Source organism: Aeromonas sp. FDAARGOS 1403, from assembly GCF_019047325.1.
Classification (GTDB): domain Bacteria; phylum Pseudomonadota; class Gammaproteobacteria; order Enterobacterales; family Aeromonadaceae; genus Aeromonas; species Aeromonas dhakensis.
This window is the reverse complement of the sequence record NZ_CP077249.1, coordinates 3,144,923-3,171,164: the sequence shown is the minus strand read 5'-3', so window position 1 is coordinate 3,171,164 and position 26,242 is coordinate 3,144,923. Positions and strand designations below refer to the sequence as shown.

The window sequence follows — 26,242 nt, the reverse complement described above, 5'->3', positions numbered from 1 at the left end:
AGGCTAGAATGACCCCCCCGCACTTTGCACTCCCCTTCTGGAGTGCAAAGGCTCTTCCCGATACCCGCTCTTTTTACGCTTTATCTGATCCACTCGGAGGTGTCAGTGCAACGTTATTGGTCCGAGGCGAGGCAACTCGTTCGTCTAGCCAGCCCCATTCTGGTCGCCCAGGTGGCCCAGATCGCCATGAACTTTGTCGATACCGTGATGGCGGGACAGGTCAGCGCCGTCGATCTGGCTGCCGTGTCGGTGGCCTCCAGCTTCTGGCTGCCGGTGATCCTGCTGGTGCAGGGCATCATCATGGCGCTCACCCCCATCGTCTCCCAGCTCAATGGCGCCCGCAAACGGGACGAGGTGCGTCCAGCGGTGCATCAGGGCTTCTGGCTGGCGCTGATGGTTACCCCCATCGCCATGGTGGCGCTCTATTTCAGCCCGCTGGCGCTGCAGTTCATGGACGTGGATCCCGTGATGGCCGCCAAGACCACCGGCTACCTGCACGCCATCCTGTGGGGGCTGCCCGCCTTCGTGCTGTTCCAGGTGCTGCGCAACTTCAGCGAGGGGCTCTCCCACACCATGCCGACCATGGTGATCGGCTTCGTGGGGCTGGCGGTCAACATCCCGGCCAACACCATCTTCATCCACGGCCTGTTCGGCATGCCGAAACTGGGCGGGGTCGGCTGCGGCGTGGCCACCGCCATCGTGCTGTGGGCCATGCTGCTGGCGATGATCGTCTATGTGAAGCTCTCCCGCCACTTCAAGGAGATCAACCTGTTCGCCCAGCTCGCGCGCCCCAATGGCAGCCGGATCTGGCGCCTGTTCCGGTTGGGTTTCCCCATCGCCATGGCCATCTTCTGCGAGGTGACCCTGTTTACCGTGGTGGCCCTGATGCTGGCCCCCTTTGGCGCGGAGACGGTGGCGAGCCACCAGATAGCGCTCAACTTCTCCAGCCTGGTGTTCATGCTGCCGCTCTCCATCGGGGTGGGCGTCACCATCCGGGTCGGTCACAGCATCGGCGAAGGACTGCCTGATCACGCCCGGGTCGCCGCCCGCACCGGCCTGATGCTGGGCATGACGGTGGCCGCCGCCACCGCCGCCCTCACCGTGCTGCTGCGCGAGCAGATCGCCACCATCTACACCGAAGACCTCCAGGTGATCACCCTCGCTGCCACCCTGCTCTTCTTCGCCGCCATCTACCAGATCTCCGACTCGGTACAGGTGGTGGCTGCCGCGGCCCTGCGCGGTTACAAGGACACCAAGGCGATCTTCTACGTCACCATCGTCGCCTACTGGGGACTGGGGCTGCCCACCGGCATGATCCTGGGACTGACCGACTGGGTGGTGCCGCAGATGGGACCCCAGGGGTTCTGGATCGGCTTCATCGTCGGCCTCACCTCCGCCGCCCTGATGCTGGGTACCCGGCTGCGCTACATCTATGGTCGCTTTGCCAGCCCGGAGGCCTGCAGCGCCCTCTCCAAGGCGCAATAAGGGGAAACTCGCCTGCAAAATCAACAGGCTGCGCAAGAACTGGGCAAACAGTCTCCTTTGTGCGTGCGGCCTGTTGACAGCCTTGGGGGGCATGGGTAGTATGCCGACCACGCCAGCAGTGCTGGCGGGATAAAACGGGTTTTCAATCCGGTTTATGAAGTGGGTTTATAGCTCAGTTGGTTAGAGCACTACCTTGACATGGTAGGGGTCGTTGGTTCGAATCCAATTAAACCCACCACTTTTCCGCGATGCGTCCTTAGCTCAGCTGGTTAGAGCACCACCTTGACATGGTGGGGGTCGGTGGTTCGAATCCACTAGGACGCACCATCCGGAACACTGTTATGCGTCCTTAGCTCAGCTGGTTAGAGCATCACCTTGACATGGTGGGGGTCGGTGGTTCGAATCCACTAGGACGCACCATAACAGTTTGAATAAATTGCAGATATGAATTTGATGTGGGTTTATAGCTCAGTTGGTTAGAGCACTACCTTGACATGGTAGGGGTCGTTGGTTCGAATCCAATTAAACCCACCACTCCCCTGCAATCACACAAAGTCGCCTTGCGCACCCTGCGTCCTTAGCTCAGCTGGTTAGAGCATCACCTTGACATGGTGGGGGTCGGTGGTTCGAATCCACTAGGACGCACCAGATTTGAAAAGCCCGCTCCTCGAGCGGGCTTTTTGCATTTCTCTTCTCTGACGATCCATGCTTTCCCCTCTCATCAGCCCCTCTTGACCCGCTGCGGCCATTGTCGAGCCATGGCCGCAGCGTTCCCTTGCCCAATCAGAAGAGATCGAGCTGCTGGCCGCAGATCCGCTCGAACGACTCGCCGATAAAGGGGAGGATGGCATCGGCGATGGGTTTGAGCTGCTTGTCGATGTAGTGCTCGTAGTCGATGGCGCTGCGCCGGTATTCGAGCGGCTCGGGGCCATTCAGGGTCACCAGGTAGGCGATGGAGCCCCTGTGCTGGTAGCGCTGGGGCAGACCGCGGCGCAGGTTCTCCTCGTCCGCCAGGCGCGCCGCCCGCACGTGGGGCGGCACGTTCTTCTGGTACTCCTCGAGTTTCTGGCGCAGCCGTTTGCGATAGACCAGCAGCTCGTCGTGAAGGCCGGCGCGGGTCTCGTCCACCATGGTGCGCACATAGCCGCTGGGATCCTGGTCGTGAAACACCATCTCGTAGAGGCGGGTCTGGAACGCCTTGGCAAGGGGCGTCCAGTCGGTGCGCACCGACTCGAGCCCCTTGAACACCAGCTGCTCCTCTTCACCTGCCTGATGGCCTGCCACCAAGCCCGCATAACGCTTCTTGCTCCCCTTCTCCAGCCCGCGAATGGTGGGCATCAAGAAGCGACGATAGTGGGTCTCGTACTGGATCTCCAGATAGCTCGGCAAATCGAACTCCCGCTTGATCAGCGCAGTCCAGTTGTCGTTGATCATACTGGCCAATCGCCGGCCGATCTCGTCCGCCTGGGCGGGGCTGGTCTCGCGCCCCAGGTGGACGAAGGTGGAGTCGGTGTCGCCATAGATCACCTCGAAACCCTCCCCTTCGATCCACTCCCGGGTCTGCTGCATGATGCCGTGACCGCGCAAGGTGATGGAGGAGGCAAGCCGCGGGTCGTAGAAGCGGCAGCCCCCCGAGCCCAGCACCCCGTAGAAGGAGTTCATGATGATCTTGATGGCCTGGGAGAGCGCCTTGTTGCTGGCCGCCTTGGCTCTATCCCGCGCCGCCCACAGGGTGGCGATGAGATCCGGCAGGAAGTGGCGCTCGCGGGAGAACAAGGCGCCGCGAAAACCCGGGATGGCATGGTCGGGATGCTGCAGCCCCTCGATGAGCCCCATGGGGTCGATGCAGAAGGTGCGGATGATGCTGGGATAGAGGCTCTTGAAATCGAGCACCAGTACGTGGCGATAGAGCCCAGGTTTGGAGTCCATCACATAGCCGCCGGGGCTCGCGAGCCCCCCATCGGCCGGCAGGTTGGGGGCCACATAGCCGCCGCGGTGCAGCCGCGGCAGATAGAGATTGGTAAATGCCGCCACCGAGCCCCCTACCCGGTCGAGCTCGAGGCCGGTGAGGGAGGCACGCTCGATGGCAAAGGGGATGAGGTGGCAGTAGTCGAAGATCTCCCACACCAGCTTGCAATCCTCAAGGTTGTAGCGGGCCAGCGCCTCCTTGTCGGAGTGGAACAGCTCGGTGATCTTCTCCCCCCGGTTGGCCACGTCCTCGATGTCCTTGCCGCGGCCGAGCAGCTCGCTCGCCACCGCATCCAGGCTGTAGCTGGGGAACTGCCAGGTGGCGCTTTTGAGGGTGTCGATGCCATCCAGCACCATGCGCCCGGGGATGATGACGCTGCCGCTCTGGGGGTCATTGCGCGATGAGCGCCAGAAGCAGAGCTCGTGACCACGGCCGAGTCGCAGCCGCCGCTTGTTGAGCTCGGCGCGGCGCAGCAGCAGGCGAAAGTCGAAGTTCACCACGTTCCAGCCGATCACCAGATCGGGGTCGTGCCGCACAAACCAGCGCTCCAGCGCACTCAGCAGGGCGCTCTCGTCCGCTACCCACTCGACCTGGGTACCCCAACTGTCGGCATCGGCCTCAGGCACGCCGATCATGATGACCCGCGCATCCTGCTCGCTATAGAGGCCGACCGAGAAGAGGGCCCCGTCCATGGCGCACTCCACGTCCAGCGACACCCAGGAGAGGGTCGGCGTCACCGCCTGGGGCGCGCAGCGCGCCTCGTTCACCTCCCAGTAGCCCTGCTTGCCCCCCTTCTTGCGCGCGCGCCCCTCGAAGCGCACGCCGGCGGTGATGAAGCGCTCCATCAGAAAGCGCTCCGGCAGCCGGATATCCGCCTCGAAGTGCTCCAGCCCGCGGATGAGCAGCAGCTCGATAGCGCGGTGAAAGGCGCTTAGGGTGGCAAAATAGCAGCCCACCACGGCGCGGCCGTCGAAAGTGTGCATCGGCAGGCGGCGAAACCGCCCGCTCACCCCGGCCCCCTTGAACAGCTCCGCCGCCTCCGCCATATGGCTCTGCGGCAGGAAGAAGACCGGCTCCTGCCCCGGCACCACTACCCGCACCGGTCCCTGCTCGCTCCAGAGCCACATCACGATCTCGGTGCGCTCCGGCTGCTCGCCACGGCCGCGCACATCCCGCCCGTGACGGGTCAGGATAAAGCCGTCGCGCGGCGGGGTAACGGGAGAGATGGGAGGGTGGTCGGTCATGCCAGTCATCGGGATCAACATAGGTGTGGGACTATTGTACGTTCATACAGTGCTTTACTGCAATTGGCACGCCAGGCTGCCATTGCCACGCAGGCTGCCAGGGGCGGCGCAAACTGGTATGCTCGGCCAGACGGACACGCGCAGCCGGTGGCAGTGGTGTTCGCCCATCGACTCACCCCGCTCGTCAGCCAACATCAGGAGGTCATGGTGGCGCTTTATTCTCTGCTGGATCAGCTGGCCATTCCCTATCAGCGCATCGATCACGCCCCCGTCTTCACCTGCGAGGAGGCCAGCCGGCTGTTGCCCAATCTGCCCGCCGCCAAGACCAAGAACCTCTTCCTGCGCGACCCCAGGAGCGAACGGCTGTTTCTGGTGGTGACCCCTGAGCAGAGCCGGGTCGATCTCAAGGCGCTGGCGAGCGCCCTTGGCGTCAAGCGGCTGAGCTTCGGCTCGCCCGAGCGACTGGAGGCGGTGCTTGGCCTCACTCCGGGCTCGGTCACCCTGCTCGCCATGGTGCGCGACAGAGAGAGCGCGGTGGAGCTGGTGGTGGATGAGACGATTTGGCAGGCCGAGCGGGTGCAGTGCCACCCGCTGGTCAATACCGCCACCCTGCTTATTCGCCTCGACGACGTGCGCCGTCTGCTGGCCCACCTCGGCCGGGAAGCCACCGTCATGCGGCTGCCGGTGGTGGTCGACTGAGGTCGACGTGAGCGGGGAATGGCCCTTCGTCACTCCCCGCCCCTGATTAATCGTGTCAGCCGCCGGCAACTGGTGGTGTTGGCACTATCCTGCCCAGATCATCCAAGCCATTGCTCAGCGGCACAATTCATGCTGTGATCCGCCCCAGTCACCCGGCCCTGAGACCACAGCGCCGTTACCGGCAGGAAGAGCCCATACCCTTGATGCAGAGTCTGTTTTCCTCGGCCCAGTTGCTGAGCCTGGTGCTGTTTGTCAGCCTGTCCCACGTCGGGGTCGCGGCCATTTTCGCCTACCTGTGGCATACCCAGCGACCGCTGCGCGCCCTGCTCTACTGGTCGGCCAGCGAGCTGGCCATCGCCGCCGCCTTTGGTTGCCTGCTGCTGCGCCCCCTCACGGGGGAGACGTCCCTTGCCAATATCCTGCTCACCAACCTGCTGATCATTGCCACCCCGCTGCTCTATGAGCGGGGCCTGCGCCACTTTTTCCGGCGCGAGGCCGACCGCTTCGGCTGGCTCTGCCCGCTCCTCGCCCTCGCCGGCTTTCTGCTGTTTGCCCTGGTGGCCTCGCAGCAACCGCTAGCCGATGTGCACAGCCGGATCATCACCCTCTCCGGCGTGCTCTCGCTGCAGATTGGCCTGCTGCTGTGGCAGCTCTGGCGCTACCAGCGGCTGGCCCCCGCCTACCGGGTGCTGCGCTTCGCCATCCTGCTGCTCGCCCTGCAACTGGCTCTGCAGCTGCTCAGGATGGCCAAGCATCAGTGGTGGCCGGAGTCGGCCGCCTCCAGCCTGACCGACCCCCTGCTCGGCCCGGTGATCTTGCTCAGCCTGCTCTTTACCATTGCCCGCAGCTTCATCCTGCTGAGCCTGGTGCACACCCGCCAGCAGCAGGCCATGCTCGCCACCCAGCGCGAGCTGGAGCGGCGCGCCAACCAGGATGCCCTGACCGGACTGGACAGCCGCCACCATTTCGAACAGCAGCTGGCGGCGCGGGCCTGCCGCAGCGCCCGCCCCTGGCAGCTGCTGCTGATCGACCTGGACAACTTCAAGCAGATCAACGACAACCACGGCCATCCCGCCGGCGATGCCATGCTACGGGCGGTGGGCCGGGTGATCCGGAAGAGCCTGCCGCCGGCGGCACTGGCCGGGCGCCTCGGCGGCGACGAGCTGGCGCTGCTGGTGATGGAGACGCCGCAGACGCTGCCAGGCTACTGTCACGCCCTGCAGCAGGGAGTCACCGAGGCCACTCGGCCGCTGGCGGGCGGACCCATTGGCCTTAGCATAGGGCTGACCTCGCTGCAGACGGGAGAGAGCTTCGAGCAGGCCTATCTGCGGGCGGATCAGGCGCTCTATGCCGCCAAGCAGAGCGGGCGCATGCGCGCCTGCATCCGCGAGGCCCACCACAGCGAGCCACGCCTGCTGCAAGCGGCAGAGCTGCACCCGTGACAGCCGTCATCGAGTGTCGGGCCGCGCAACCTACCGATGGCCCCGCCTATCGCCGCTATGTGGCCGAGTGTGGCGCCGCCGGCCTGCCCCTCTATCAGGTGGCGCAATTCGACCCGGATCAGTGGCTGCAGGATCTGCTCGCCCATGCCGCTGGCGAGCGCCTGCCGCCGGACTACCCGCCCACCACCACCTACTTTGCCCTCGAGGGGGCAGAGATCCTCGCCACCTTGCGCCTGCGCCACGGCGACACCCCGGCGACCCGCCAGTGGCTCGGCCACATAGGTTACGAGACCCGCCCCTCCCGCCGCGGTGAAGGGGTGGCCCGCACCCTGCTCGGCTGGCTGCAACGCCATATGCTGACCGGCCCCGTGCTCATCAGCTGTGACGAGGCAAATTCCGCCTCGCTCAAGGTGATCGCCAGCGTCGGTGGGCAATGGCTGGATCGCCGCTACCATGCTGGCGATCGCTGCTGGGTGCACTTTTACCAAATCCAGCCCCACCCCGCCCGCCAGCAAGGCGCCGTTGACTCGCAGCCATAAAAAGAGCGCCCGCAGGCGCTCAGTCGTCTCTTGGTTGCAGGAGCCTGGGCGTCAGTAGCCCTCCTCCTGCTCCGCCTTCAGTCGCGCCTGGCGGGCCAGGGCCTCCTCCTCGGCGCTCTCGATTTCGTGCAGTACGGCGTCAAGATCCACCCGCTCGTTGCTCTCTTCGAACAACCCGGTCAGTTCGCTGTCGGGGGTGAGCTTGCCATCTTCATAGAGGGCCCACATCTCCTTGGCGTAACGGGTCTTGAGCAGCTCGGGGGCATACATGCCGTAGTAGTTGCGCATGTTGTCGACGTCCCGCTCCAGCATGGCCTTCGCCTGGTTGTTGGCGGCGGCATCCACCACCTGGGGCAGGTCGATGATGACGGGCCCCTCTTCATCCACCAGCACGTTGAACTCCGACAGGTCGCCGTGAATGAGGCCGGCGCAGAGCATGCGCACCACGTAGCGGATCACCCTGGCGTGGTCGGCCAGCGCCTGTTCGCGGCTGAGGGCCACGTCGTTGAGGCGGGGCGCCACGTTGCCATCGGCATCGGTCACCAGCTCCATCAAGAGCACGCCGTCGAGGCAGACATAGGGCCGTGGCACCCGCACGCCGGCGGCGGCCAGCTTGAACAGGGCATCCACCTCGGTGTTCTGCCACACCTCTTCGTGCTGCTTGCGGCCGTACTTGGAGCCCTTCTCCATGGCGCGGGCATCGCGGCTGCTGCGCACCCGGCGCCCTTCCTGATAGACCACCGCCTGCTTGAAGCTGCGCTTGGCGGCCTCCTTGTACACCTTGGCGCAGCGGATCTCGTCGCCGCAGCGCACCACGTAAACATCGGCCTCTTTGCCGCTCATCAGCCGGCTGATCACCTCGTCAACCAGGCCGTCGTCAACCAGAGGTTGGATTCGATTTGGAGTTTTCATGCCCGCCCTTTCACCCTGTGTGCGCCCCCGAAGATAGCCTCTTCCGGTGCGCTTGCCTATTCCAGATTGTGCCGTGCCACCGGCGCCCGGGCGCCGGTCCTTCAGTTGCGTCAGTTTTCGGGGGGCAGGTCGCCGCGGATCCGCTTAATGCCCTCTTCGTAGAAGCCCTCGTGCCCCTGGGGATGCTCCATGGTCTCGAAGATCTTGAGAAACCACATGTACTGCTCCGGGTGCTGGCGCAACTGCTGCTCCACCATGTCATTCATGGCGCGAACGTCGGCCTCCAGATCGGTGCCTGGGTAGGGATCGAAGGGGGCCTCGATCTCCAGCCGGTAGCAGCCCTCCTCCTCGTCATAGCAGGCGAGGATGGGCACCGCCTTGGCGCCGGTCAGTTTGACCAGCTTGGGCAGGGCCGGCAGGGTCGCCTTGGGGTGGCCGAAGAAGGGCACGAAGATGCTGGCCTCACGGCCGTGATCCTGATCTGGCAGGTAGAAGAAGCTGGCGCCGCCGCGGATCGCCTTGATGGCCGGCTTGATGCCGGCACTGCGCTCATACACCTTGCCCCCCTTGGCCCGCTCGCGGTTGATGTACCAGTCGAAGACCTGATCCTTGGCGCTCTTCATCATGGTGCACATGGACATGCCCCGGATGGCGAAGTAGCGGCCTATCATGTCCACCGCCCAGGTGTGAGGCACCACCAGGATCACCGGCCGGCCGGCGGTCTGCTCTGCCTCGATGTGTTCCCAGCCGCGCACCTTGATGCGGCCGGCCAGGTGATCGGCGCTGCGCAGGGTCAGCTCGGCAAAGCCCATGAAGGTCTTGAGCCCCACCCGGATCGATTTGAGCAACAGGGCCTGACGGCCCGCCTCATCCAACTCGGGAAAGCAGATCTTGAGGTTGGTGTCGGCGATATAGGCCTGCTTCTTGGACAGACGCAGCAGGGGGGGAGCCAGCCGGTCGGCCAACCGGTCACGCAGACCATGAGGCAGCAGCCCCAGCAGGCAGAGCAGGCCGAGCGCCAGCCAACTGCCCCACCAGCGCGGATGGAGCAGACGGGGATGAAATGAGGTGTCGAAAACCGGATCGTGTGAGGACATGGCCGCCATCAAGTCATAGAAAATAAACGGTTATTTTAATTATCCTGACAAAATTTTCCACTTTGGGCTGGCGCGGGCCCGGTTGGGGCAGGCGCCGGCTCGACTGCTCGCCCTGCCAGCCGGCAGAGGGGCAATAAAAATGGCCCCGCAGGGCCATAGTACCAACAAGGAATTGCTCATCAGGAGAGCGGCTGCAACCCGCGACGGATCCGCTGGATCCCCGCCTCGTAGCGGCCATCCAGCCCGACCTGATCCTCGCGGGTGTCGAAGATCTTGAGAAACCACATGTACTGGCCCGGATCCCGGCTGAGCTGCTGCTGCACCATGTCGTTCATCCGGCAGGTGTCGGCCATCACATCGTCGGTGGGATAGTTGTCAAAGGGGGCGTCTATCTCCAGCCGGTAGCAGTGGTGCGCCTCGTCATAGCAGGCCAGCAGCGGCACCGCCTTGGCACCGCTCACCTGCACCAGTCGCGGCAGGGCCGGCAGGGTTGCCTTGGGCTGACCGAAGAAGGGAGCGAAGATGCTCTTCTCGCGACCATGATCCTGATCCGGCAGGTAGAAGAAGCTGTTCCCCTCCTTGATGGTGCGGATCACCGCCTTGATGCCGGCGCTGCGCTCATAGACGCGGCAGCCATTGCGGGCACGAGCACGGTTCAGATGCCAGTCGAACACCGGGTTGCGCGCCCGTTTCATCATGGTGCACATGGGCACCCCGCGTCGGGTGAAGTAGTAACCGGCCGCGTCCACCGGCCAGCTATGGGGCACCACCAGGATCACCGGTCTGCCGGCCGCCTGCTCCGCCTCGATATGTTCCCAGCCAGTGACCCGCATCCGCTTCATCAGATAGGCGGGGCTGCGCACCGAGAACTCGCCAAAGCCGAGCAGGCTCTTGAGGCCGACCCGGATCGAGGTCATCAGGATGGCGTCGCGCTCGGCCTCGCTCTTTTGCGGGAAACAGAGGGCCAGGTTGGTTCTGGCGATGTAGACCTGCTTTTTCGAGATGCGAAACACCAGCGGCGCCAGGGCGGCGGCCAGCCGATCGCGCAGCCTCACCGGCACGAAGGCCAGCAGCATCAGCACGCCAAGCGCCAGCCAGCTGAACCAGTAACGCGGATGCAGGAATCGGGTCTCGAAACGAGAGTCAAACACGGGATCATGGGAAGACATGGATGGGGTCAAGCATGGGAAAGGGAGCTGCATTGTATTCATCCTGACAGGTAATACCAGTTAAATTCATCATGGCTTTGGCGAAGGTGCCACCCCGGTCGGGACCAACAAAGCGGGCGGGTTTGCGCAGGCAAGTGCATAAAAAAAGCGCCCCACCCGAGGTGGAGCGCCTTGTCGTCATCTGTTCGGTGGCGTCCGTCTTGCGCAGACCTGCTCACCGAACCCCTTATCCCGGCCCTCTTGCGGCCATTTCCTAGCGACGAACCATGCCGGATGCCAGCTCGTCGTTGCCCAGCGGCAGGAAGAACATCAGGTAGCGCAGGGCCACGTAACCGACGATCAGGGTGGCGGCGCCCAGTTCGAAATGGGCCAGCAACCGGATCTGCTCGACGTACTCGGCCGCCTGGGGCCACTGTTCGACCAGATGGCTCACCTTGAACAGGGCGGTGGCACCGATCACCAGCGGGAAGGTGAAGGCGGCATAGCCCGGCGAGAACGGCAGACGCAGCAGCTTGATGAAGGCCAGGTAGATGATGCCGGTCATCAGCACGGCGATCCCCAGCAGCACGGCCACCAGCAGCAGAGAAGGTTCTTCGCTCACGGTCAGGTAGCCGGCCAGTGACAGGCTGGCGGGTGCCGCCAGGATGGCGATGGTCGGTTTGGCGGCATCCGGTACCTCATGGCTGAAGATGAGGCGATAGAGCATCAGCGGCAGCATCAGGCCGTAGCAGAGCATGCCGAACCAGAGCAGGCCGTTGGCCAGCGCGGCATACTGGCCGCCCGGAAAAGCGACGTCAGCGACTATGATCCCCACCGGCGGCACGAACCAGCTCGGCACCATGTGGTGGATCTCAAACTGTTTGGCCCGATGCCAGACGAAGGTGGCCAGGAACCCCAAGTGCAGCAGCACCGCAAACAGCCAGAGCCCCTCCCCCAGACCGGCGTTGAGCATGCCAACCGCCTTGGAGACCACCATGGTGCCCATGGCATAGGTGGGCACCACGCTGCCGACCACCGGGTGAGCCAGATCCTGCCACAGCAGGCGCGGGTGCAGCAGAAACTTGAAGGTCAGGATCACCAGCAGCACGGCGGCAACGGCGGCGCCCAGCAACTGCAGGCGGCCATCGAAGTGACCGGCATTTTCCCAGCACCAACCGAGACTGGCGATCCCGAGCGCCAGTCCTGCCATGGGGGTCGGAGCAGCGGCCAGGGATTGACGGGTTCTTGCGATCATGTCTGAAACCTCATGTGAGAGACGATGGACATAGGATAATGAGCGGCCATCGTTTACGATATCTAAATGAATTAAATCAATCGTTCAGGATTTCCAAACATGAAGCTGACCCTGCAACAACTCAAGGTCTTTGCCACCATCGCCCGTTACGGCAATCTGGGGCTGGCCGCCAATGAACTGTGCCTGAGCAAGGGCGCCGTCTCCCAGTCGTTGCAGGAGCTGGAGCGTCAGCTCGCCACCCCGCTGTTCGATCGCATTCACCCCAGGCTGCAGCTCAACAACGAGGGACGCCTGCTGCAACCGGCGGCCGAAGAGCTGCTGACCCGGATGCAGGACATCGAAACCCTGTTCAGCCCGGATGCCGAACCGAGCGGCCAGCTGCGTCTGGGCGCCAGCCAGACCATAGGCAACTACCTGCTGCCGGCCCTGCTCGCCACCAGCAAGCAGGAGCTGGGACAACCGCCCAGGGTCACCATCACCAACACCCACCAGCTCTGCCACCTGCTGGCCAACTTCGAGCTGGATCTGGCGCTGATCGAGGGGGAGAACCACCACCCGGATCTGGTCAGCGAGCCCTGGCTCCACGACGAGATGCTGATCGTGGCCCAGCCCGATCACCCCCTCGCCGGCCGCCATCGCCTCTCCCTCGCCCAGCTGAGCGACGAAACCTGGGTGCTGCGCGAGCCCCAGTCCGGCAGCCGCGAGCAGTTCGAGCAGCAGATCCAGCCCGAGCTGCCGCGCTGGCAGGCGGGGCTCGAGCTAAATACCCTGGAGGCGGTGATGCTGGCAGTCGAGAAGGGGCTCGGCATCTCCTTCATCTCTCACCTGGCGGTGTCGGACCGGCTGCAGGCGGGCCGTCTGGTGGCCCTGCCCCTCGCCCGTCGCTTTCCCCGCCAGCTCTCCCTCATCTGGCACCGGCAGAAGTATCACTCCGCCACCCTGCGCCGCTTTCTGCAATTTTGCCGCGCCCAGGAGGACGTGTTACCCAGCCAGATCAGCAGCACCTGAGCCAATGGGATGATCGGGCAGCCTATTGCCCGGCATGGCCCTTGCCGCCAGGTATCGGCAGCAATAGAAGAGGGAGAGCCTAGGCTCTCCCTCTTGGTCATTCTGCCTTGTGACTCAGCGTTTCGCGGGCAGCAATCCCCGCTCGACCCAGCCCAGCACCTGTCTGGTCAGTGCCTGCGGCACCCAGGGGGAGTCGGTGATGCCCGCCCTCACGCAGGCGGCAAAGTGATCCGCCTCGTGCTGCATGCCACCGCCCGCCACCGGCAGCGCGATGTCGTGGGGCCAGGCCGGCAAGGGGGCGCCGCCAAGCCAGACGATCTGCTGGGGGTTCCACCACTTGCCCACCAGCTCCAGCGCCCAGCCGGGCCCGGACAACCAGGCCGACTTGTCGAGATCCTCGACGATGGAGGCAACCAGCTCGGCCTTGAGCGGGCCGGCGAAAGCAAAGCGGGCGGCTTCATCCACCTCGCCCTCACGGCGAGACAGCGTGACCTCGGGCTCACCCGCCGCCAGCCCCAGCTGGTGACAGAGGGCGGCATAGAGCCAGAGCGGGTAGACCCCCACATCCCAGGCGGCGCCGCCATCCAGCGCCGGATCAAACAGCTTGCCGTCCCGCGTCTGCACCGAGCCGAAGGCGGCCTTTAGCCTGTCGGGGGCTGGCAGGGCCGACAGGCGCCCCAGCAATGCGCGCATGGCGGGGAAGCACATCACCTTCATCGCCTCCATCAGCAGCAGGTCCCGCTCGGCGGCGAGCCGTACCAGCCGATCCCAATCTGCGACGCGAGTCACCGCCGGCTTTTCCACCAGCACGTGCTTGCCCGCCAGCAGCATGCGTTCGATCAGGGCGGCATGCTCCGGGTGGATCACCGCCACATAGACCGCCTCCACCTGGGGGCTGGCCGCCAGCGCCTGATAGCTGCCATGGGCGTGGGGCAACCCCTGTTCGTCGGCAAAGGCCTGCGCCCGTGCTTGATCACGGGCGGCGATCGCCACCACCCGGCTGCCACTGGCGTGCCCGTTCACATCCTGACAAAAACGGCGGGCGATGGCCCCCGCGCCGGCAATACCCCAGCGCAGCGGCTGCTCGCTTGTGCTCTCTTGCATCCCTGTCTCCTTATGCCCTCTGCCGGTCAATCATCATGCCTGCGCCAGGCTGCGCAGCCAGCGGATCTCGTCACCCCAGATGGACTCGTCGATGGTCTCCAAGATCAGCGGAATGCCGTCGAAGCGCTGATCATTCATGATGTGATGGAACACCGCCTCTCCCAGGTTCCCCTCGCGCAGGCTGTGGTGACGATCGACCCGGCTGCCGAAGGTGCACTTGGCGCCGTTGATATGCATCCCTTTTAGATATTTGAAGCCGACTGTCCGGTCGAACTCGGCAAAGACGGCGGCGCAGGCGTCTGCGGTACGCAGATCGTAGCCGGCGGCAAAGGCGTGGCAGGTATCAAAGCAGATGCCAACCCGGCTCTTGTCCTCCACCCCGTCGATGATGGTGGCCAGGTGCTCGAACGACCAGCCGAGGTTGGTGCCCTGACCGGCGGTGTTCTCGATCACCGCCGTCACCCCTTCGCTGCGCTCCAGCGCCCAGTTGATGGATTCGCTCACCAGCTTGAGGCTGGCCGCCTCCGGGATCTGCTTCAGGTGACTGCCCGGATGAAAATTGAGGTAGCAAAGCCCCAGCTGTTCACAGCGCTTCATCTCGTCCAGAAAGGCATCGCGGGACTTGGCGAGGCCATCGGGGTCGGGATGACCCAGATTGATGAGGTAGCTGTCGTGGGGCAGGATCTGCTCGGGGCGAAAGCCCCCCTTCTCGCAGGCCTGCTTGAAGGCGCGAATGCTGGTCTCGGAGAGCGGCGCCGCCTGCCACTGGCGCTGGTTCTTGGTAAACAGGGCGAAGGCGTTGGCCCCGATGGCCTGGGCGCGGGCGATGGTGTTCTCCACCCCGCCGGCCGCACTGACGTGGGCTCCGATAAATTTCATCACATCTCCTCTGCACTGTTGCTGGGGCCGGCCACACCGCAAAGGGGCGGCCAACCCGTGTGGGGCGTCATTATGCCAAGCCACCCGGCCGGCGCCAAACCGGGATTGTCGATGGCAGCCATAGAGAGACCCGCCGCAGGTGGGGATTAGCATCAAACCATCAATCGGCCGCGTCCATCCCTGCCCGCGTCGCCAGGCCATCGCGCGGGCCGTCAGGGCCCAGCGCTGACGCCAGGATGCCGCTCAACCACTGAATGAAGGCCTGCACCCTAGGGGCCAGCTGACGGCGATGGGCATAGAGGGCGTGAATGGGCAGCGGGGGCGCCTGCCACTTTGGCAGGATGGCCACCAGCTCGCCGCTGGCCAGCAGTGGCTCCACCCCGACTCGCGGCTGCTGGATGATGCCAAGCCCGGCCAGCGCCGCCGCCAGATAGGATTCGCTGTCGTTCACCGTGAGCGCCCCGCTCATCGCCAGCACGGCGCGCGAGCCATCCGCCTGCAGATACTCGAAACCGCTCTCTCTGGGCCCGCTGCTGCTGCCGTAGTGCACCAGCCGATGGCCGCTCAGCTCGCTCAGGCTGCGGGGCGTTCCGTAGCGGGCCAGGTAGGCGGCGCTGGCACAGTTGATCTGGCGGTAATGGCCGAGGGGGCGCGCCACCAGGCTGGAGGGCTCGAGCGCCCCGACCCGGATCACGCAGTCAAACCCCTCCCGCACCAGGTCGACCCGCCGGTCCGTGCTGCTCAGCATCAACTGCAAGGCGGGATGCGCCGCCAGAAAGGCGGGCAGCGCCGGCATCACCAGATGGCGGGCCATCCGGCCCGGCATGTCCACTCGCAGCTGGCCGCTCAGCTGCCCCTGCTGGCGAAACAGCCCGTTGAACTCCTCCATGTCTGCCAGCAGATCCTGACAACGGGCGTAACAGAGCCGGCCATCCGTGGTCAGCTGCACCCGCCGGGTGGTGCGCTGCAGCAAGCGGGTGCCCATCTGCTCCTCCAGCCGGCGGATGGCCGCCGAGAGCGTCGCCTTGGGGACTCCTAACTGTTCGGCACTGCGGGTAAAGCTCTCCAGCTCCGCCACCCGCACAAACATCCTCATCGCATCCAGTTGATCCATGCCGCCATTGTCTCGCTAATCGGAACAGTGCATTCATTATCGCCTTATTTATCCAATCAACAACGGGCAATAGAGTGATCACACCGGCTCACCCCGAGCCCATGACCATAGACAGGAGTCCTCTCATGACCCATCCCATCGCACTCATCACCGGCGCCAGCCGCGGCCTTGGCAAACAGGCGGCGCTGGCCCTCGCCGCCCGCGGCGTCGACCTCATCATCACCTATCGCAGTCAGGCCGAAGAGGCAGCGGCCGTGGTGGCCGAGGCGACCGCCCTCGGCGTCAGGGCCCATGCCCTGCCCCTCGATGTGGCCGACAGCAGCAGCTTTGCCGCTTTCGCCAGCCAGGTGCGCGAGCAGCTGGGCGCGTGGCAGCGAGATCGGTTCGATTTTCTGGTCAACAACGCCGGCATCGGCATTCACGCCAGAATCGAGCAGACCAGCGAGCAGCAGTTCGACACCCTGTTCAACATTCACCTCAAGGGGGTTTTCTTTCTGACCCAGCAGCTGCTGCCGCTTCTGCGCGATGGCGGGCGCATCCTCAACCTGTCGAGCGGACTGACCCGCTTCGCGCTGCCCGGTTATGCCGCCTATGCGGCCATGAAGGGAGGGGTCGAGGTGCTGACCCGCTATCTGGCCAAGGAGCTGGGGCCGCGCGGCATCGCCGTCAACGTGGTGGCGCCGGGGGCCATCGAGACCGATTTTGGCGGGGGTGTGGTGCGGGACAATCAGGCGGTCAACGACTTCATCGCCAGCCAGACCGCGCTGGGTCGGGTGGGCCAGCCGGAGGACATCGGCGGCGTCATCGCCGCCCTGCTCTCCCCCGACAGCCGCTGGATCAATGCCCAGCGCATCGAGGCCTCCGGCGGCATGTTCCTCTAAGGCGTCCGCTCACCGACGCCGAGATCTCTCTGGGCCGCCTGCGTCTGACCGCTGGCGGCCTGATGGGCCTCGGGCAGGTGCGCCGCCAGGGTAGCCACGGCGTCGACATCGACCCGCCCCTGGCTCGCCAGCTGTTGCAAGAATGCGAGCGCCGCGTCGGCGCTCAGCCCCGCCCGGTAGGGTCTGTGCTGCACCATGGCCTGGAAGATGTCGGCCACCCGCAGGATCCTCGCCTCCAGCGGCATCGCCTCGGCGGTCAGGTGGAAAGGATAGCCGCAGCCATTGGGCTCCTCGTGGTGATAGGAGGCCCACAGGGCAATCTCCTCGAAGCCGTCGATGTGGCGCAAAATCTGATAGGTTTCAAAGCTGTGGGTGTTGATGATGGCCCGCTCCCGCTCATCGAGTTTTCCCGCCTTGTCGAGGATCTCGTCGGGTACCCGCAGCTTGCCGAGATCGTGCAGCAGCCCGGCGATCTCCAGCTGCTCGCAGCGTCCCTCCTCAATCCCCATCCATTGGGCCAGCCGCCGCGCCAGCCTGGCCACCCCGAGGGAGTGGGCCACGGTGAAGGGGCTCTTGGCATCGACGATGGCCGAAAAGATGCGCGCCAGCTGCTTAAGCTCGCCGTTGCTGGTGAGGCAGGGCTCCCGCTCGCTCAGCATGCCGCGCATGTAGTCGGTGATGGCGCGCCCCTCCAGCTGCAGCCAGAACGCCTCCGGCAGGGAGGCCCGCAAAAAGGCCGCCACCAGCTCGGGGTCGAAGAACTCGCCGGCGCACGCCTCGATCCGCTGCCGGATCTCCTGGGTGTGCATCAGCAGGGAGCCGTCCCCATAATGCGGGGCCGCCAGGGCATCGACCCGGTCCACCAGAAAGATGAGGTTGGCCTGGCGCCGCACCGTGGCCGTCACCCCCTGCTGCCGAACAAGTTGATGCCAGTGGGTGTGGTGATAGCGGATGGGCTCCGCCAGCGGGGCCAGCGGCGGGAAATCCTTGAGCAGATCGTAACCGACCTCGCAATGACGCTGGGAAGACTCCCAGTCGAACTCGCTGACCAGATGGCTGTGGATGAAGGTGGAGGAGACGCCGATGTCGTGCAGCACCCCCAGCTCGAACAGGCAGGCCTGCTCGCTCTCACCGGCCCCCAGTGCCTTGCCACACTCGGCGGCCATGATGCCGACCCGCTTGCCGTGTGCCACATCGCCGATGCCGACCAAATCCAGCGACGCCGACAGGGCGTATACCAGCTGGCGCAAATCAACCTGCTGGGCAACCAGCCCGCCGCAGCGGGGATGAGAGCTGTTGTGGTGCATGATGCGCTTCCACCTCTGCCAAGGTGATAGATCCCTCTTCGGGGCCGCGTAAACATATTGAATCTAAACCAGATTGCCCCTCCCGCCGGTTTGCAGCCGCCATCCGCACACGCTAATTGATAAAAAGATGAGTTGGATCAATCCGGCAAGTGCCATGCCTGGATGCGGCGTGGGTCGGCCCGGCAGACGGACAAAAAAACGGGCCCCGCCAGTTGGCGGGGCCCGTCGAGGGGATGGATTTGGTTACAGTGTCTTGCCGCCCGAGCTTATCACTGTCTGGTACCAGTAGAAGCTGTCCTTCTTGAGCCGGCGCAGGGAGCCCCCCTGCTCGTCCCGCTCAACATAGACGAAGCCGTAGCGCTTCTGGTAGCCGTTGAGCCAGCTCAGGATGTCGGTGAACGACCAGGCGCAATAGCCCAGCAGCTCCACCCCGTCCTGCAGCGCCTCCTGGCACGCCTTGACGTGGCTGCGCAGATAGTCGATGCGGTAGTCGTCGTGCACCCGATCTCCCTCTACCAGCTTGTCGAACTCGCCGAGGCCGTTCTCGGTGATCATCAGCGGCAGGCCGTAACGGGAGGAGAGCCGGCGCAGGGCGATGCGCATCCCGGTCGGATCGATGGCCCAGTCCCAGTTGCTGGTCTCCAGGTGCGGGTTGGGGGCCGTCTTGTAGAGGCCGGGAATGCCGCTTGGCGGCGTAGTGCCCTTCTTGCCCGTGGTGTTGATGCGCTGCATCGTCTGGCCGCCGAGCGGGTTGTCGGTATAGGTCAGGGTGTAGTAGTAGTTGACGCCTATGTAGTCGGGGGTTCCTTCCCGCAACAGCTCGAGATCGCCCGGCAGGATCTGGGGCGCCTCGCCGGTTTCCCGCAAATAGGCGAGCGCCGCCTGGGGGTAGCGGCCGAAGCAGTAGGCATCCAGCCACCAGAGGTTGGTGAACTCCTCGGCATTCTCGTAAGCCAGCATGTCTTTGGGATCGCACGAGGCCGGATAGGCGGGAGAATACGCAAAGCTTGGGCCGATCAGTCCCCCCGGCACGTGCTGGCGAAACGCCTTTATGACCCGGGCGTTGGCCAGAAACGCGATGTGGTTGGCGGCAAAGAAGCGCTTGCGATCCTGCACCGCGGGCGGATGGGTGCCGAGCTGATAGGCGTTGGTCAGGTTGTAGTTCTGCTCGTTGAGCGACACCCAGTACTTCACCTTGCCGGCAAAACGCTGGTAGAGGGTCACGCAGTAGCGCTCGAAATCGGCGATGATGCGTCTGTCTTCCCAGCCGCCGTATTCATCCTGCAGCGCCTGGGGCAGGTCCCAGTGATAGAGGGTGAGCACCGGCTCAATCTGGTGGGCCAGCAGGGTATCGATGAGTTTTTCATAGAAGGCGAGCCCCGCCTCGTTCACCTCGCCACGGCCGGTCGGGTAGATACGCGGCCAGCTCACCGAGAAGCGGTAGGCCTTGAGCCCCATCTCGGCCATCAGCGCCACGTCCTCCTCCATGCGGTGGTAGTGATCCACCGCCACGTCGCCGTTGCTCCCCTCAAAGGTCTTGCCCGGCAGCTTGGTGAACAGATCCCACACCGAGGGCCCCTTGCCATCGGCGTCCCAGCCCCCTTCCACCTGATAGGCGGCGGAGGCGGCGCCCCACAGAAAATCTTTCGGGAAGTCGTTGAATTTGTGGTGATGCATCTGGGGTTGCTCCTTCTGCGGCGGTGGGCTGGCCACCTTGATCGCACCGACTGGCGGTGCCCAATGGAATTGGCATTAGCATCGAACAGTTCTAAAATTCCGTCCAATGACAAATTTAACCATTCAACATTCCAAACAGGAATCACAGGAGCCGACATGGAGTTGCGGGATCTGAAGGCCTTCGTCACCCTGGGGGAGGTATTGCACTTCGGTCAGGCGGCGGTGCGCCAGCACGTCACCCAGTCGGCGCTGAGCAAGCAGATCCGCCGGCTGGAAGAGGAGCTGGGCGGCGAGCTGTTCGAACGCAACGCAAGCAGCACCCGTCTCACCGTGCTGGGACGCGCCCTCTATGAGGATGCCCGCGCCTTGGTGGCGGCCAGCGAGCAGCTAGCACGCAGTGCCCGCGACGTGCTAGCCGGCAACAGCGGCACCCTGCGCATCGGCTTCGGGGTCGCCACCAAGCTGCTGGTGCCCGCCGCCATCGCGCAATTTCGGGCCGAACGCCCCCAGGTGACCATAGAGCTCAACGATCTCTCCACCCACCATCAGTTGCTGGCACTGAGCGAAGGCAAGCTGGATCTCGGCTTCTGCCGCCTGCCCGCCCCCAAGGGGTGGCCGTGTCTGCCGATGGTGCGGGCCCATTTTGTCGCCGTGCTGCCCGCCAGTTACGCCGGCGTGAGCAAGCTGGCTGATCTGGTGGACAAACCGCTGGCCATCCTGCGCCGGGACAAGGCCCCCTCGTTTTACGATCACCTGATGCACTACCTGGCCCAGAGCGGGCTGCGTTTTCGCGATATCCAGTACGTCAACGACTTCGCCGCCGGGGTCGCCACCGCCGCCGCCGATATCGCCTGGACCCTGGTGCCCTCCTCCACCACCATAGAGCACCCGGACGTGCTGACCCTGCCGCTGACCGAGGGGGAAGCCTGCTGGACCATAGGCCTTATTCGCCCAGCCCACAGCAAGGGGCCTCTCATCGACGCCTTCTGGCAGACAGTCGCCAGCATGAGCGAGCCGGACCTGCCATAAGGTCAAGGCCCGGGCAAGGCCGCGATGCTAGGAGTGACGCGCCGCTACAGCGCCGTGCTAGGGCGCTTCGCGGCGCACTCAGGCTCGGCCCGCTCAAGCAGTCGTGCCAGCCCCACCACCATCTCTCTGCCCGTCGCGCTCGCCTTGTAATGCGCCGCCGCATGCAGCCTGGCATTCTCCCCTATGGCCATGGCCACAGCGGGGGCCTCCTGCAGCGCCGCCAGCACGCTCGCCAGTTCATCGGCGCTGTCCGGCTGATATTTGCGGCAGTTCACCCCGTCGGTCAGGTGGCGATCCCACCAGGCCCCATCCGCCGGGATCACCACGCACAGGCCGGCGGCCATGGCCTCCAGGATGGAGAGGCCAAAGGGCTCCTGATGGCTGGTGGAGACGAAGATGCCGCAGCCGGCCCTGATCTCGTCAAGGTTGCCGGGGTTTTCATGCCAGCGGGTATCGGGCAGCTCTGGCCGGGGTTCGCTACAAGGTTGCAGTATGTTTCGCGGTTGCAGATAGCAGACGGTCAGCGGCGCACGGGGCTCGGCAAGCTGCTGATGCGCCGCCAGCATGGTCTCCAGCCCTTTCCACTTGAGCAAGGAGGCGGCCCACAAGATGCCGGATCCGCCGGTCGTGGCCGTGGGCCAGCTCGCCTCGCACAGGCCGTTGATGAAGGGCTGCCAGCGGGACGGGAAGTCGCGCTCGCCAAGGCGGGCAATCAGGGCCGAGAGCGAAGGGCGGGCGGCCTCCAGATAGAAGACCTGGCTGGCGCGCCACAGGGCCCTTGCCGACATGCCGGAGCAGCCCACCGGGCCGTGAATAAGCTGCACCACCGGGATCCCCGCGATCCGAGCCGCCCAGTAGCAGCAGAGATCCACCCCGGGGCCGGAGGCCGCCAGCAGGCCGCGTACCTCCCCCAGCCGCCATATCAGCCAGAGGATCATCAGGCTCTGCCACCCCTGCTTGAGCAGATACCCCAGGCCCGACTCGCGCCCCCGCAGCAAGGCGGGCACCCAGAGCGAATGGTGACGACATCCGGGCCAGGAGTCCAAGTCCGGCGTCAGGACATGCAGCGCCAGGGCCGGCAGGCGGTCGGCCAGCCCCGCCAGGATCACCTCGGTGGCCACCTTGGAGCCGCCGCGAAAAGAGATGGGATCCACCACCAGCAGCGTCTCCCCCTGCCCGGCCTTGCCAGCAGTCGACTCATGGTGCGGCTTCATGATGGTGCTCCTTCATCCGACCCGATCGCCGCCCTGCGCCCGCCAAGCAGCCCCCCTTCCCCCGCCAGACCCACCCTGGCCAGCAGCCGCTGGCCGAGCCAGCGCACCATGCGCCCGTAGGGGGGGAGCTCGGGATTGTCCCAGCGCCCCGAGAGGGTCGCCGACCAGAGCTCGCTCACCTTATCCACATAGCGTTTGACCGTGAACAGCTGGCTGGCGCGCAATTGCCCCGCCCGCCCCAGCCGGTAGCGCAATCCGGCATCGCCCAGCCGCTGCCAGTGGGCAGCCATCTGGCGCCAGTCGCCGGGATCGGCCAGAAGGCCCGTCACCGTGTGTTCCACCACCTCAGGGATCCCCCCCACCCGATAGGCACTGACCGGCAGCCCCAGGGTGCCGGCCTCGGCCAGGGTCAGGCCGAACACCTCCTCACGGGCACCGGAGACCAGCAGATCCACCCCGCCGCGCAGGATGGCGGCGCTGTCAGGCCGCTCGCCGAGAAAGTGCACCCGCTCGGCCACCCCCAGCTCAGCGGCCAATGCCGTGAGCGCGGCCAGTTCGGGGCCGCTGCCGACAACCAGCAGCTGCGCCTTGCCCCCCTGAGCGCAGAGCTCGGCCAGGGAGCGGATCAGCAGGTCCACCCCCTTGCGTTTGATCAGCGACCCTATGGTGGCCAGGATCAGCTCCCCCGACGGCAGCCCGGGCAGGCTGCTGACGGGCCAGGGCTCACCCCGATTGAGCCGCATCTCATCCACGCCGTTGGCGATGTGGACCAGCCGGGTGTGCTCGCAGCCATCCTCCCGCCAGGGGGCCAGCACCGGCTGGCTTACCCCGATCAGCACGTTGGCCTGATGCACCCGCAGGGTGAACCTGTCTCTGGGCTGATAACGGGCGTGCAGATGGCACACCAGGGGCACCTTCATCTTGCGGCACACCCCGGCCAGCCACTGGCAGGGGGCGGCGCTGTTGGCGTGCACCAGGGTGATGCCGTGCTCGCTTATCAGCGCCTGCGCCCGCTGGCACAAGGAGCGGTGGGCGGCCAGATCGAAGCGGGGGGACTGCCAGCCCAGCAGCAGAGAGAAGGGCTCGACCACCGCCTTCACCCCGAGCAGGGCGGCCTCCTCTGCCAGCTGCTGGCTGTTGCACCAGAGCAGGGGGGCAAAGCGGCTGCGATCGAGGTGGGCCAGCAGATCCAGCAGGCAGCGCTCGCTGCCACGGATCCAGTTCTCGCCGTAGTGCACCAGCAAAATGGGGGTTGCGCTCATGACTCTGCTCCCTTTTCCTGTTTATCCCGCTCCACCCCGGCCATGGCCATTTCCGCTTCCCTGGCCTGCCGGACATATTTGATGGCTGCCACCGCCAGCGACAGCTCCAGATAGATGGGCCAGGTAAAGCCCTGGGTCAGGAAGGACCCCGAGATGACGAACCCCACCATGCTCGCCATCACCCCCTGCATGGCTGTGACTACTGCAGGAGGCATGCCATCCAGGCGGCAGTGCCACGCCCGGTAGAGGGTGACCGCCACCATGCCGACAAACAGGGTCAGCCCCACGAAGCCGGTCTCCGCCAGCACCCCGAACCAGGTGGAGTGCACCGCGTGGTTGAGGCCGTCCCAGTGGGGGCTGTAGAAGAAGTAGTTGTAGTAGAAGTTGGAGAGCCCCACCCCGATGAGCGGATGGGCCAGCGCCATGCCCCAGGCGGCCTGCCAGGCATACAGCCGCCCCATGGCCGAGGCATCCACCCCGCTCTCCGCCGCCCCGCCGGAGGCCCTGTCGCTTATCCCGGCGGCGGCGAACAGCACCAGGAGCGCCAGGGTGCCGCACAGGATCAGCAGGGTTTTCGACTGCACCCGCTGCCAGGCAAAGAGGCCGCTCACCGCGCAGATCCCGAGCAGGCCGCCGCGACTCTGGGTGGCGATGATGGCGGCGGCCACCAGCACGAACCCCACCGCCCCCAGGATGCGCCCTCCCAGGCCGTTGCCCCGGTTGAGCAGCAGGCTCAGGGAGAAGCCGGCGGGAAACAGCAGCACCAGCGCCAGATCGTTGGGATCCCCCAGCACCGAGCCGAGCTCGCGCCCTATGGTGACCCGGGTCCCCTCCACCAGCCCGATGCCGCTGCTCTTGTTGTAGAGCGCCACCAGGGCCACCATGCAGCCGGCCACCACGAAGACCCGCACCGCCAGGGCGAAGTCCTCCGGCCTGCGTACCAGCCAGGCGGTGGCCAGCGTCATCAGGTAGATCTTGCTGTAGCTGCCGGTCCAGGTGGCGATCGCCTCCCCCCGGTTGCTGGCAAACAGCACCCCGATGGAGACCATCACGAAGAAGGCGGTCAACCAGCTGAGGGGCTGGCTCCAGTAGGGCTTGATGCGGCCGGTGAGCAGGGTGTGCCAGATCAGGGCGCCGATCGCCGCCAGCGAGAAGAGCAGAGGGATCTTGAGGGGATAGAGCTGGGGAAACACCTCGTGCAGCCGGAAAAACGAGAAGGTGACGAACCCCAGCACCATCAGAAACGGCCAGCGCAGGGCAAACCAGATGGCGGGAATGGCCAGCCCCAGCACCGGCAGCAGCAGCGGGTGCGGCAGCCGCCACCAGAGTCCGGCCACCACCAGGGTGGCGGCCAGCCCCCAGAGGGCGTGGCTCAGGCGGCCCATTGCCCTGCCCACCACTGGCCGAGCCACATCATGGCAAGGGAGCCGGCACTGCTCGCCCACAGCATGGAGAGACGGTAAGGCAGCGGCAGCAACCGCTGGCTCACCAGATAGAAGGCGAGCGCCCGCACCAGGTAGACCAGCAGCAGGGTCCAGATCACCCCGGCCACCCCGAAGTGCGGAATGGCGAGCAAAAAGCCAATGACGCCGAGCAGACTGCATCCCAGATTGATAATCATCTGGGCCTTGCTCTCCTCGCCGCTGAAGCAGCCGACGTTGAGCAAGTCAGAGACATTGCGCACCGCCATCCCCAGCACCAGCAGCGGGATATAGGCGATGGCCCCGTGATAGCTCTCGGGGGTGAGCCAGCGAATGAGCAGGGGCGCGGTGAGCCCCACCACCCCGGCGGTGGCAAACCCCAGCACGGAGCCGAGCACGCTGTAGTGGGCGTTGAGGCGCAGGCCATCCGGCTCCCTGAGCAGCATGAAGCGGCGCGGATACCACCAGAGGGCGAAGGGTTGCAGCAAAAGTCCCACCGCCAGCGCCAGCTTGCCCGCCACCGCGTAGTAGGCCAGCAGCGCCTCGCCGACGTGCTCGGCCAGCAGCCAGCGATCCAGCCCGCTCAGGGCAAAGCCCGCCAGCCCGCTCACCACCAGCGGCAGGCCATAGCGCAGCAGGGGGCGATAGTGTTGCCAGTCAAAGCGGATGCCACCATCGCGCCACTGCCAGAGGCTCAGCAGCAGCGCCAGCGCGACACAGGTGAGGGTGCCGGAGGCGAGCACTCCGCTCACTCCCCAGCCAAGCCAGAGCCACCAGGCGGTCAGCAGGGACTGGATCACCGCCTTGCCGGCGGTGGCCACGAAGAAGAGACGGGCCTGATTGCGCATCCGCAGCCAGGCCAGCGGCACCCCGATCACCCCCTCGAACGGCAGGGCACTGAGCACCCAGCGCACATCGGCAAGGCGGGTTTCGGTTGGCAGCAGTCGCTGCACCAGGGGCGCCAGCCACCAGAGCAGCACCAGGCTGGCCAGGGCGATGATCCAGACCAGGCCGAACACCCGCGCCACCACCTGCTTACGCTCGCCCTCATCTGCCGCCATCCCGGCGAAACGATAGAGGGCGTCCACCAGCCCGAACCCCAGGATGAGGGAGCCCAGGTTGATGATGGTCAAGAGCACCTCCAGCTGGCCATACTCCCGCGGCGCCAGCAGGTGGGTCAGCACCGGCAGCATCAGCAGGGAGATCCCCTTCATCAGCAAGAGGCCGGCGGCGTAATAGAGCATGGCTATCTGGTTTACTCCGAGTCTCATAGGGCCTCCCAGCCACCAGGCAACGGATCTTGGGTCATCTGGGGTCAGCCAATGCAAGGGGCACGCCAGCCGGTGCAATTCCCCGTGCAGCCCTGTATGTCACGCTCTCGCCCCTCACTGCAACGCACATCAGGCCCAAAATGAATCTGATTTTTGCGTTTTGCAGCCCGGCCGGCGCAATTTGCACAGCGCCTTACCATCCAACCCCCTGGCAGACAGCCAACAGCGTGCTGAGCGTCAGTTGGCCCGATCCCTGCTAGTGCCTGACTGGTCGGCCATGACGGC

Annotated in this window: 21 protein-coding genes and 5 tRNA genes; 12 read left to right on the top strand and 14 right to left on the bottom strand. The window is 65.3% G+C overall.

Annotation, left to right across the window (positions count from 1 at the left end; translation table 11 throughout):
- Window positions 1-105: 105 nt before the first annotated feature.
- The 6 genes from I6L33_RS14885 to I6L33_RS14860 all read left to right on the top strand — a co-directional run bounded on the left by I6L33_RS14885 (window position 106) and on the right by I6L33_RS14860 (window position 2,133).
- Window positions 106-1,485 carry an MATE family efflux transporter gene (locus tag I6L33_RS14885; protein WP_216972816.1) on the top strand — a complete coding sequence of 460 codons (1,380 nt, stop codon included), beginning with the start codon at window positions 106-108 and terminating at the stop codon, window positions 1,483-1,485.
- Window positions 1,486-1,646: 161 nt separating this feature from the next.
- Window positions 1,647-1,723 (top strand) — tRNA-Val (locus I6L33_RS14880).
- Window positions 1,724-1,735: 12 nt separating this feature from the next.
- A tRNA-Val gene (locus I6L33_RS14875) sits at window positions 1,736-1,812 on the top strand.
- 16 nt (window positions 1,813-1,828) lie between these two features.
- Window positions 1,829-1,905 (top strand) — tRNA-Val (locus I6L33_RS14870).
- 37 nt (window positions 1,906-1,942) lie between these two features.
- Window positions 1,943-2,019, top strand: a tRNA-Val gene (locus I6L33_RS14865).
- Window positions 2,020-2,056: 37 nt separating this feature from the next.
- Window positions 2,057-2,133, top strand: a tRNA-Val gene (locus I6L33_RS14860).
- Between the two features lie 135 nt (window positions 2,134-2,268).
- Here the strand turns inward: I6L33_RS14860 and I6L33_RS14855 are convergent.
- A complete protein-coding gene (locus I6L33_RS14855; protein WP_216974138.1) occupies window positions 2,269-4,707 on the bottom strand; it encodes a DNA polymerase II in 2,439 nt (812 codons plus the stop codon).
- A gap of 195 nt (window positions 4,708-4,902) precedes the next feature.
- Here I6L33_RS14855 and I6L33_RS14850 point away from each other — a divergent pair, with 195 nt between their 5' ends.
- From I6L33_RS14850 to I6L33_RS14840, 3 genes are all read left to right on the top strand, one after another.
- A complete protein-coding gene (locus I6L33_RS14850; RefSeq protein ID WP_162513019.1) occupies window positions 4,903-5,397 on the top strand; it encodes a prolyl-tRNA synthetase associated domain-containing protein in 495 nt (164 codons plus the stop codon).
- 203 nt (window positions 5,398-5,600) lie between these two features.
- The gene (locus tag I6L33_RS14845) at window positions 5,601-6,839 is read left to right on the top strand and encodes a GGDEF domain-containing protein (RefSeq protein WP_010633865.1); all 1,239 of its coding nucleotides are present in this window, start codon (window positions 5,601-5,603) and stop codon (window positions 6,837-6,839) included.
- Window positions 6,836-7,378 carry a GNAT family N-acetyltransferase gene (locus I6L33_RS14840; protein ID WP_010633864.1) on the top strand — a complete coding sequence of 181 codons (543 nt, stop codon included), beginning with the start codon at window positions 6,836-6,838 and terminating at the stop codon, window positions 7,376-7,378. The genes I6L33_RS14845 and I6L33_RS14840 overlap by 4 nt, the downstream gene beginning before the upstream one ends.
- 51 nt (window positions 7,379-7,429) lie before the next feature.
- Here the strand turns inward: I6L33_RS14840 and I6L33_RS14835 are convergent, their stop codons facing one another.
- From I6L33_RS14835 to I6L33_RS14820, 4 genes are all read right to left on the bottom strand, one after another.
- Window positions 7,430-8,290 (bottom strand): PA4780 family RIO1-like protein kinase, encoded by an 861-nt coding sequence (locus I6L33_RS14835; RefSeq protein ID WP_123246207.1) that lies wholly within the window; start codon window positions 8,288-8,290, stop codon window positions 7,430-7,432.
- Window positions 8,291-8,400: 110 nt separating this feature from the next.
- Complete coding sequence (locus I6L33_RS14830) at window positions 8,401-9,396, bottom strand: lauroyl-Kdo(2)-lipid IV(A) myristoyltransferase (RefSeq protein WP_215269108.1); 996 nt, start codon at window positions 9,394-9,396, stop codon at window positions 8,401-8,403.
- Between the two features lie 170 nt (window positions 9,397-9,566).
- Window positions 9,567-10,556 carry a lauroyl-Kdo(2)-lipid IV(A) myristoyltransferase gene (lpxM, locus tag I6L33_RS14825; RefSeq protein ID WP_017764371.1) on the bottom strand — a complete coding sequence of 330 codons (990 nt, stop codon included), beginning with the start codon at window positions 10,554-10,556 and terminating at the stop codon, window positions 9,567-9,569.
- Between the two features lie 253 nt (window positions 10,557-10,809).
- The gene (locus I6L33_RS14820; RefSeq protein ID WP_010633860.1) at window positions 10,810-11,790 is read right to left on the bottom strand and encodes a TDT family transporter; all 981 of its coding nucleotides are present in this window, start codon (window positions 11,788-11,790) and stop codon (window positions 10,810-10,812) included.
- A 99-nt stretch (window positions 11,791-11,889) separates the two neighbouring features.
- Between I6L33_RS14820 and I6L33_RS14815 the strand changes: the two genes are divergently transcribed.
- Window positions 11,890-12,798 (top strand): LysR substrate-binding domain-containing protein, encoded by a 909-nt coding sequence (locus tag I6L33_RS14815; RefSeq protein WP_216972815.1) that lies wholly within the window; start codon window positions 11,890-11,892, stop codon window positions 12,796-12,798.
- Window positions 12,799-12,912: 114 nt separating this feature from the next.
- On the opposite strand, the gene I6L33_RS14810 is transcribed toward I6L33_RS14815, so the two are convergent.
- From I6L33_RS14810 to I6L33_RS14800, 3 genes are all read right to left on the bottom strand, one after another.
- Window positions 12,913-13,902: a Gfo/Idh/MocA family protein gene (locus I6L33_RS14810; RefSeq protein WP_216972814.1), complete on the bottom strand. Its 990-nt coding sequence runs from the start codon at window positions 13,900-13,902 to the stop codon at window positions 12,913-12,915.
- A 33-nt stretch (window positions 13,903-13,935) separates the two neighbouring features.
- On the bottom strand, window positions 13,936-14,781 hold the full coding sequence (gene nfo, locus I6L33_RS14805) for a deoxyribonuclease IV (protein WP_216972813.1): 846 nt from the start codon (window positions 14,779-14,781) through the stop codon (window positions 13,936-13,938).
- A 160-nt stretch (window positions 14,782-14,941) separates the two neighbouring features.
- Window positions 14,942-15,895 carry a LysR family transcriptional regulator gene (locus I6L33_RS14800; protein WP_017764366.1) on the bottom strand — a complete coding sequence of 318 codons (954 nt, stop codon included), beginning with the start codon at window positions 15,893-15,895 and terminating at the stop codon, window positions 14,942-14,944.
- Between the two features lie 125 nt (window positions 15,896-16,020).
- On the opposite strand from I6L33_RS14800, the gene I6L33_RS14795 reads away from it, so the two are divergent.
- Window positions 16,021-16,776 (top strand): SDR family NAD(P)-dependent oxidoreductase, encoded by a 756-nt coding sequence (locus tag I6L33_RS14795; protein ID WP_216972812.1) that lies wholly within the window; start codon window positions 16,021-16,023, stop codon window positions 16,774-16,776.
- Here I6L33_RS14795 and I6L33_RS14790 read toward each other — a convergent pair.
- The gene (locus I6L33_RS14790; protein WP_195878559.1) at window positions 16,773-18,083 is read right to left on the bottom strand and encodes an HD-GYP domain-containing protein; all 1,311 of its coding nucleotides are present in this window, start codon (window positions 18,081-18,083) and stop codon (window positions 16,773-16,775) included. The genes I6L33_RS14795 and I6L33_RS14790 overlap by 4 nt on opposite strands.
- Before the next feature lie 243 nt (window positions 18,084-18,326).
- The gene (locus I6L33_RS14785) at window positions 18,327-19,760 is read right to left on the bottom strand and encodes a glycoside hydrolase family 1 protein (protein WP_201876990.1); all 1,434 of its coding nucleotides are present in this window, start codon (window positions 19,758-19,760) and stop codon (window positions 18,327-18,329) included.
- A 156-nt stretch (window positions 19,761-19,916) separates the two neighbouring features.
- On the opposite strand from I6L33_RS14785, the gene I6L33_RS14780 reads away from it, so the two are divergent.
- Window positions 19,917-20,789 (top strand): LysR family transcriptional regulator, encoded by an 873-nt coding sequence (locus I6L33_RS14780; RefSeq protein ID WP_216972811.1) that lies wholly within the window; start codon window positions 19,917-19,919, stop codon window positions 20,787-20,789.
- 44 nt (window positions 20,790-20,833) lie between these two features.
- Here the strand turns inward: I6L33_RS14780 and I6L33_RS14775 are convergent, their stop codons facing one another.
- The 4 genes from I6L33_RS14775 to I6L33_RS14760 are packed head-to-tail and all read right to left on the bottom strand — an operon-like array spanning window position 20,834 to window position 25,957.
- Entirely contained in the window at window positions 20,834-22,003 is a 1,170-nt protein-coding gene (locus tag I6L33_RS14775; protein WP_216972810.1) for a glycosyltransferase family 4 protein, read from the bottom strand.
- A complete protein-coding gene (locus I6L33_RS14770; protein WP_216972809.1) occupies window positions 22,000-23,265 on the bottom strand; it encodes a glycosyltransferase family 4 protein in 1,266 nt (421 codons plus the stop codon). The genes I6L33_RS14775 and I6L33_RS14770 overlap by 4 nt, the downstream gene beginning before the upstream one ends.
- Window positions 23,262-24,650 carry an O-antigen ligase gene (locus I6L33_RS14765; protein ID WP_216972808.1) on the bottom strand — a complete coding sequence of 463 codons (1,389 nt, stop codon included), beginning with the start codon at window positions 24,648-24,650 and terminating at the stop codon, window positions 23,262-23,264. Before I6L33_RS14765 ends, I6L33_RS14770 begins: the two co-directional genes overlap by 4 nt.
- Window positions 24,638-25,957 carry a lipopolysaccharide biosynthesis protein gene (locus tag I6L33_RS14760; protein ID WP_216972807.1) on the bottom strand — a complete coding sequence of 440 codons (1,320 nt, stop codon included), beginning with the start codon at window positions 25,955-25,957 and terminating at the stop codon, window positions 24,638-24,640. The genes I6L33_RS14765 and I6L33_RS14760 overlap by 13 nt, the downstream gene beginning before the upstream one ends.
- Window positions 25,958-26,242: the final 285 nt, after the last annotated feature.

Excerpts from the sequence above, each read along its gene's own strand:
- I6L33_RS14855 (WP_216974138.1), bottom strand. The coding sequence starts at position 4,707 with ATGACTGGCATGACCGACCACCCTCCCATCTCTCCCGTTACCCCGCCG.
- I6L33_RS14850 (WP_162513019.1), top strand. The coding sequence starts at position 4,903 with ATGGTGGCGCTTTATTCTCTGCTGGATCAGCTGGCCATTCCCTATCAG.
- I6L33_RS14845 (WP_010633865.1), top strand. The coding sequence starts at position 5,601 with ATGCAGAGTCTGTTTTCCTCGGCCCAGTTGCTGAGCCTGGTGCTGTTT.
- I6L33_RS14835 (WP_123246207.1), bottom strand. The coding sequence starts at position 8,290 with ATGAAAACTCCAAATCGAATCCAACCTCTGGTTGACGACGGCCTGGTT.
- I6L33_RS14830 (WP_215269108.1), bottom strand. The coding sequence starts at position 9,396 with ATGGCGGCCATGTCCTCACACGATCCGGTTTTCGACACCTCATTTCAT.
- lpxM (WP_017764371.1), bottom strand. The coding sequence starts at position 10,556 with ATGTCTTCCCATGATCCCGTGTTTGACTCTCGTTTCGAGACCCGATTC.
- I6L33_RS14820 (WP_010633860.1), bottom strand. The coding sequence starts at position 11,790 with ATGATCGCAAGAACCCGTCAATCCCTGGCCGCTGCTCCGACCCCCATG.
- I6L33_RS14815 (WP_216972815.1), top strand. The coding sequence starts at position 11,890 with ATGAAGCTGACCCTGCAACAACTCAAGGTCTTTGCCACCATCGCCCGT.
- I6L33_RS14810 (WP_216972814.1), bottom strand. The coding sequence starts at position 13,902 with ATGCAAGAGAGCACAAGCGAGCAGCCGCTGCGCTGGGGTATTGCCGGC.
- nfo (WP_216972813.1), bottom strand. The coding sequence starts at position 14,781 with ATGAAATTTATCGGAGCCCACGTCAGTGCGGCCGGCGGGGTGGAGAAC.
- I6L33_RS14800 (WP_017764366.1), bottom strand. The coding sequence starts at position 15,895 with ATGGATCAACTGGATGCGATGAGGATGTTTGTGCGGGTGGCGGAGCTG.
- I6L33_RS14795 (WP_216972812.1), top strand. The coding sequence starts at position 16,021 with ATGACCCATCCCATCGCACTCATCACCGGCGCCAGCCGCGGCCTTGGC.
- I6L33_RS14790 (WP_195878559.1), bottom strand. The coding sequence starts at position 18,083 with ATGCACCACAACAGCTCTCATCCCCGCTGCGGCGGGCTGGTTGCCCAG.
- I6L33_RS14785 (WP_201876990.1), bottom strand. The coding sequence starts at position 19,760 with ATGCATCACCACAAATTCAACGACTTCCCGAAAGATTTTCTGTGGGGC.
- I6L33_RS14780 (WP_216972811.1), top strand. The coding sequence starts at position 19,917 with ATGGAGTTGCGGGATCTGAAGGCCTTCGTCACCCTGGGGGAGGTATTG.
- I6L33_RS14775 (WP_216972810.1), bottom strand. The coding sequence starts at position 22,003 with ATGAAGCCGCACCATGAGTCGACTGCTGGCAAGGCCGGGCAGGGGGAG.
- I6L33_RS14770 (WP_216972809.1), bottom strand. The coding sequence starts at position 23,265 with ATGAGCGCAACCCCCATTTTGCTGGTGCACTACGGCGAGAACTGGATC.
- I6L33_RS14765 (WP_216972808.1), bottom strand. The coding sequence starts at position 24,650 with ATGGGCCGCCTGAGCCACGCCCTCTGGGGGCTGGCCGCCACCCTGGTG.
- I6L33_RS14760 (WP_216972807.1), bottom strand. The coding sequence starts at position 25,957 with ATGAGACTCGGAGTAAACCAGATAGCCATGCTCTATTACGCCGCCGGC.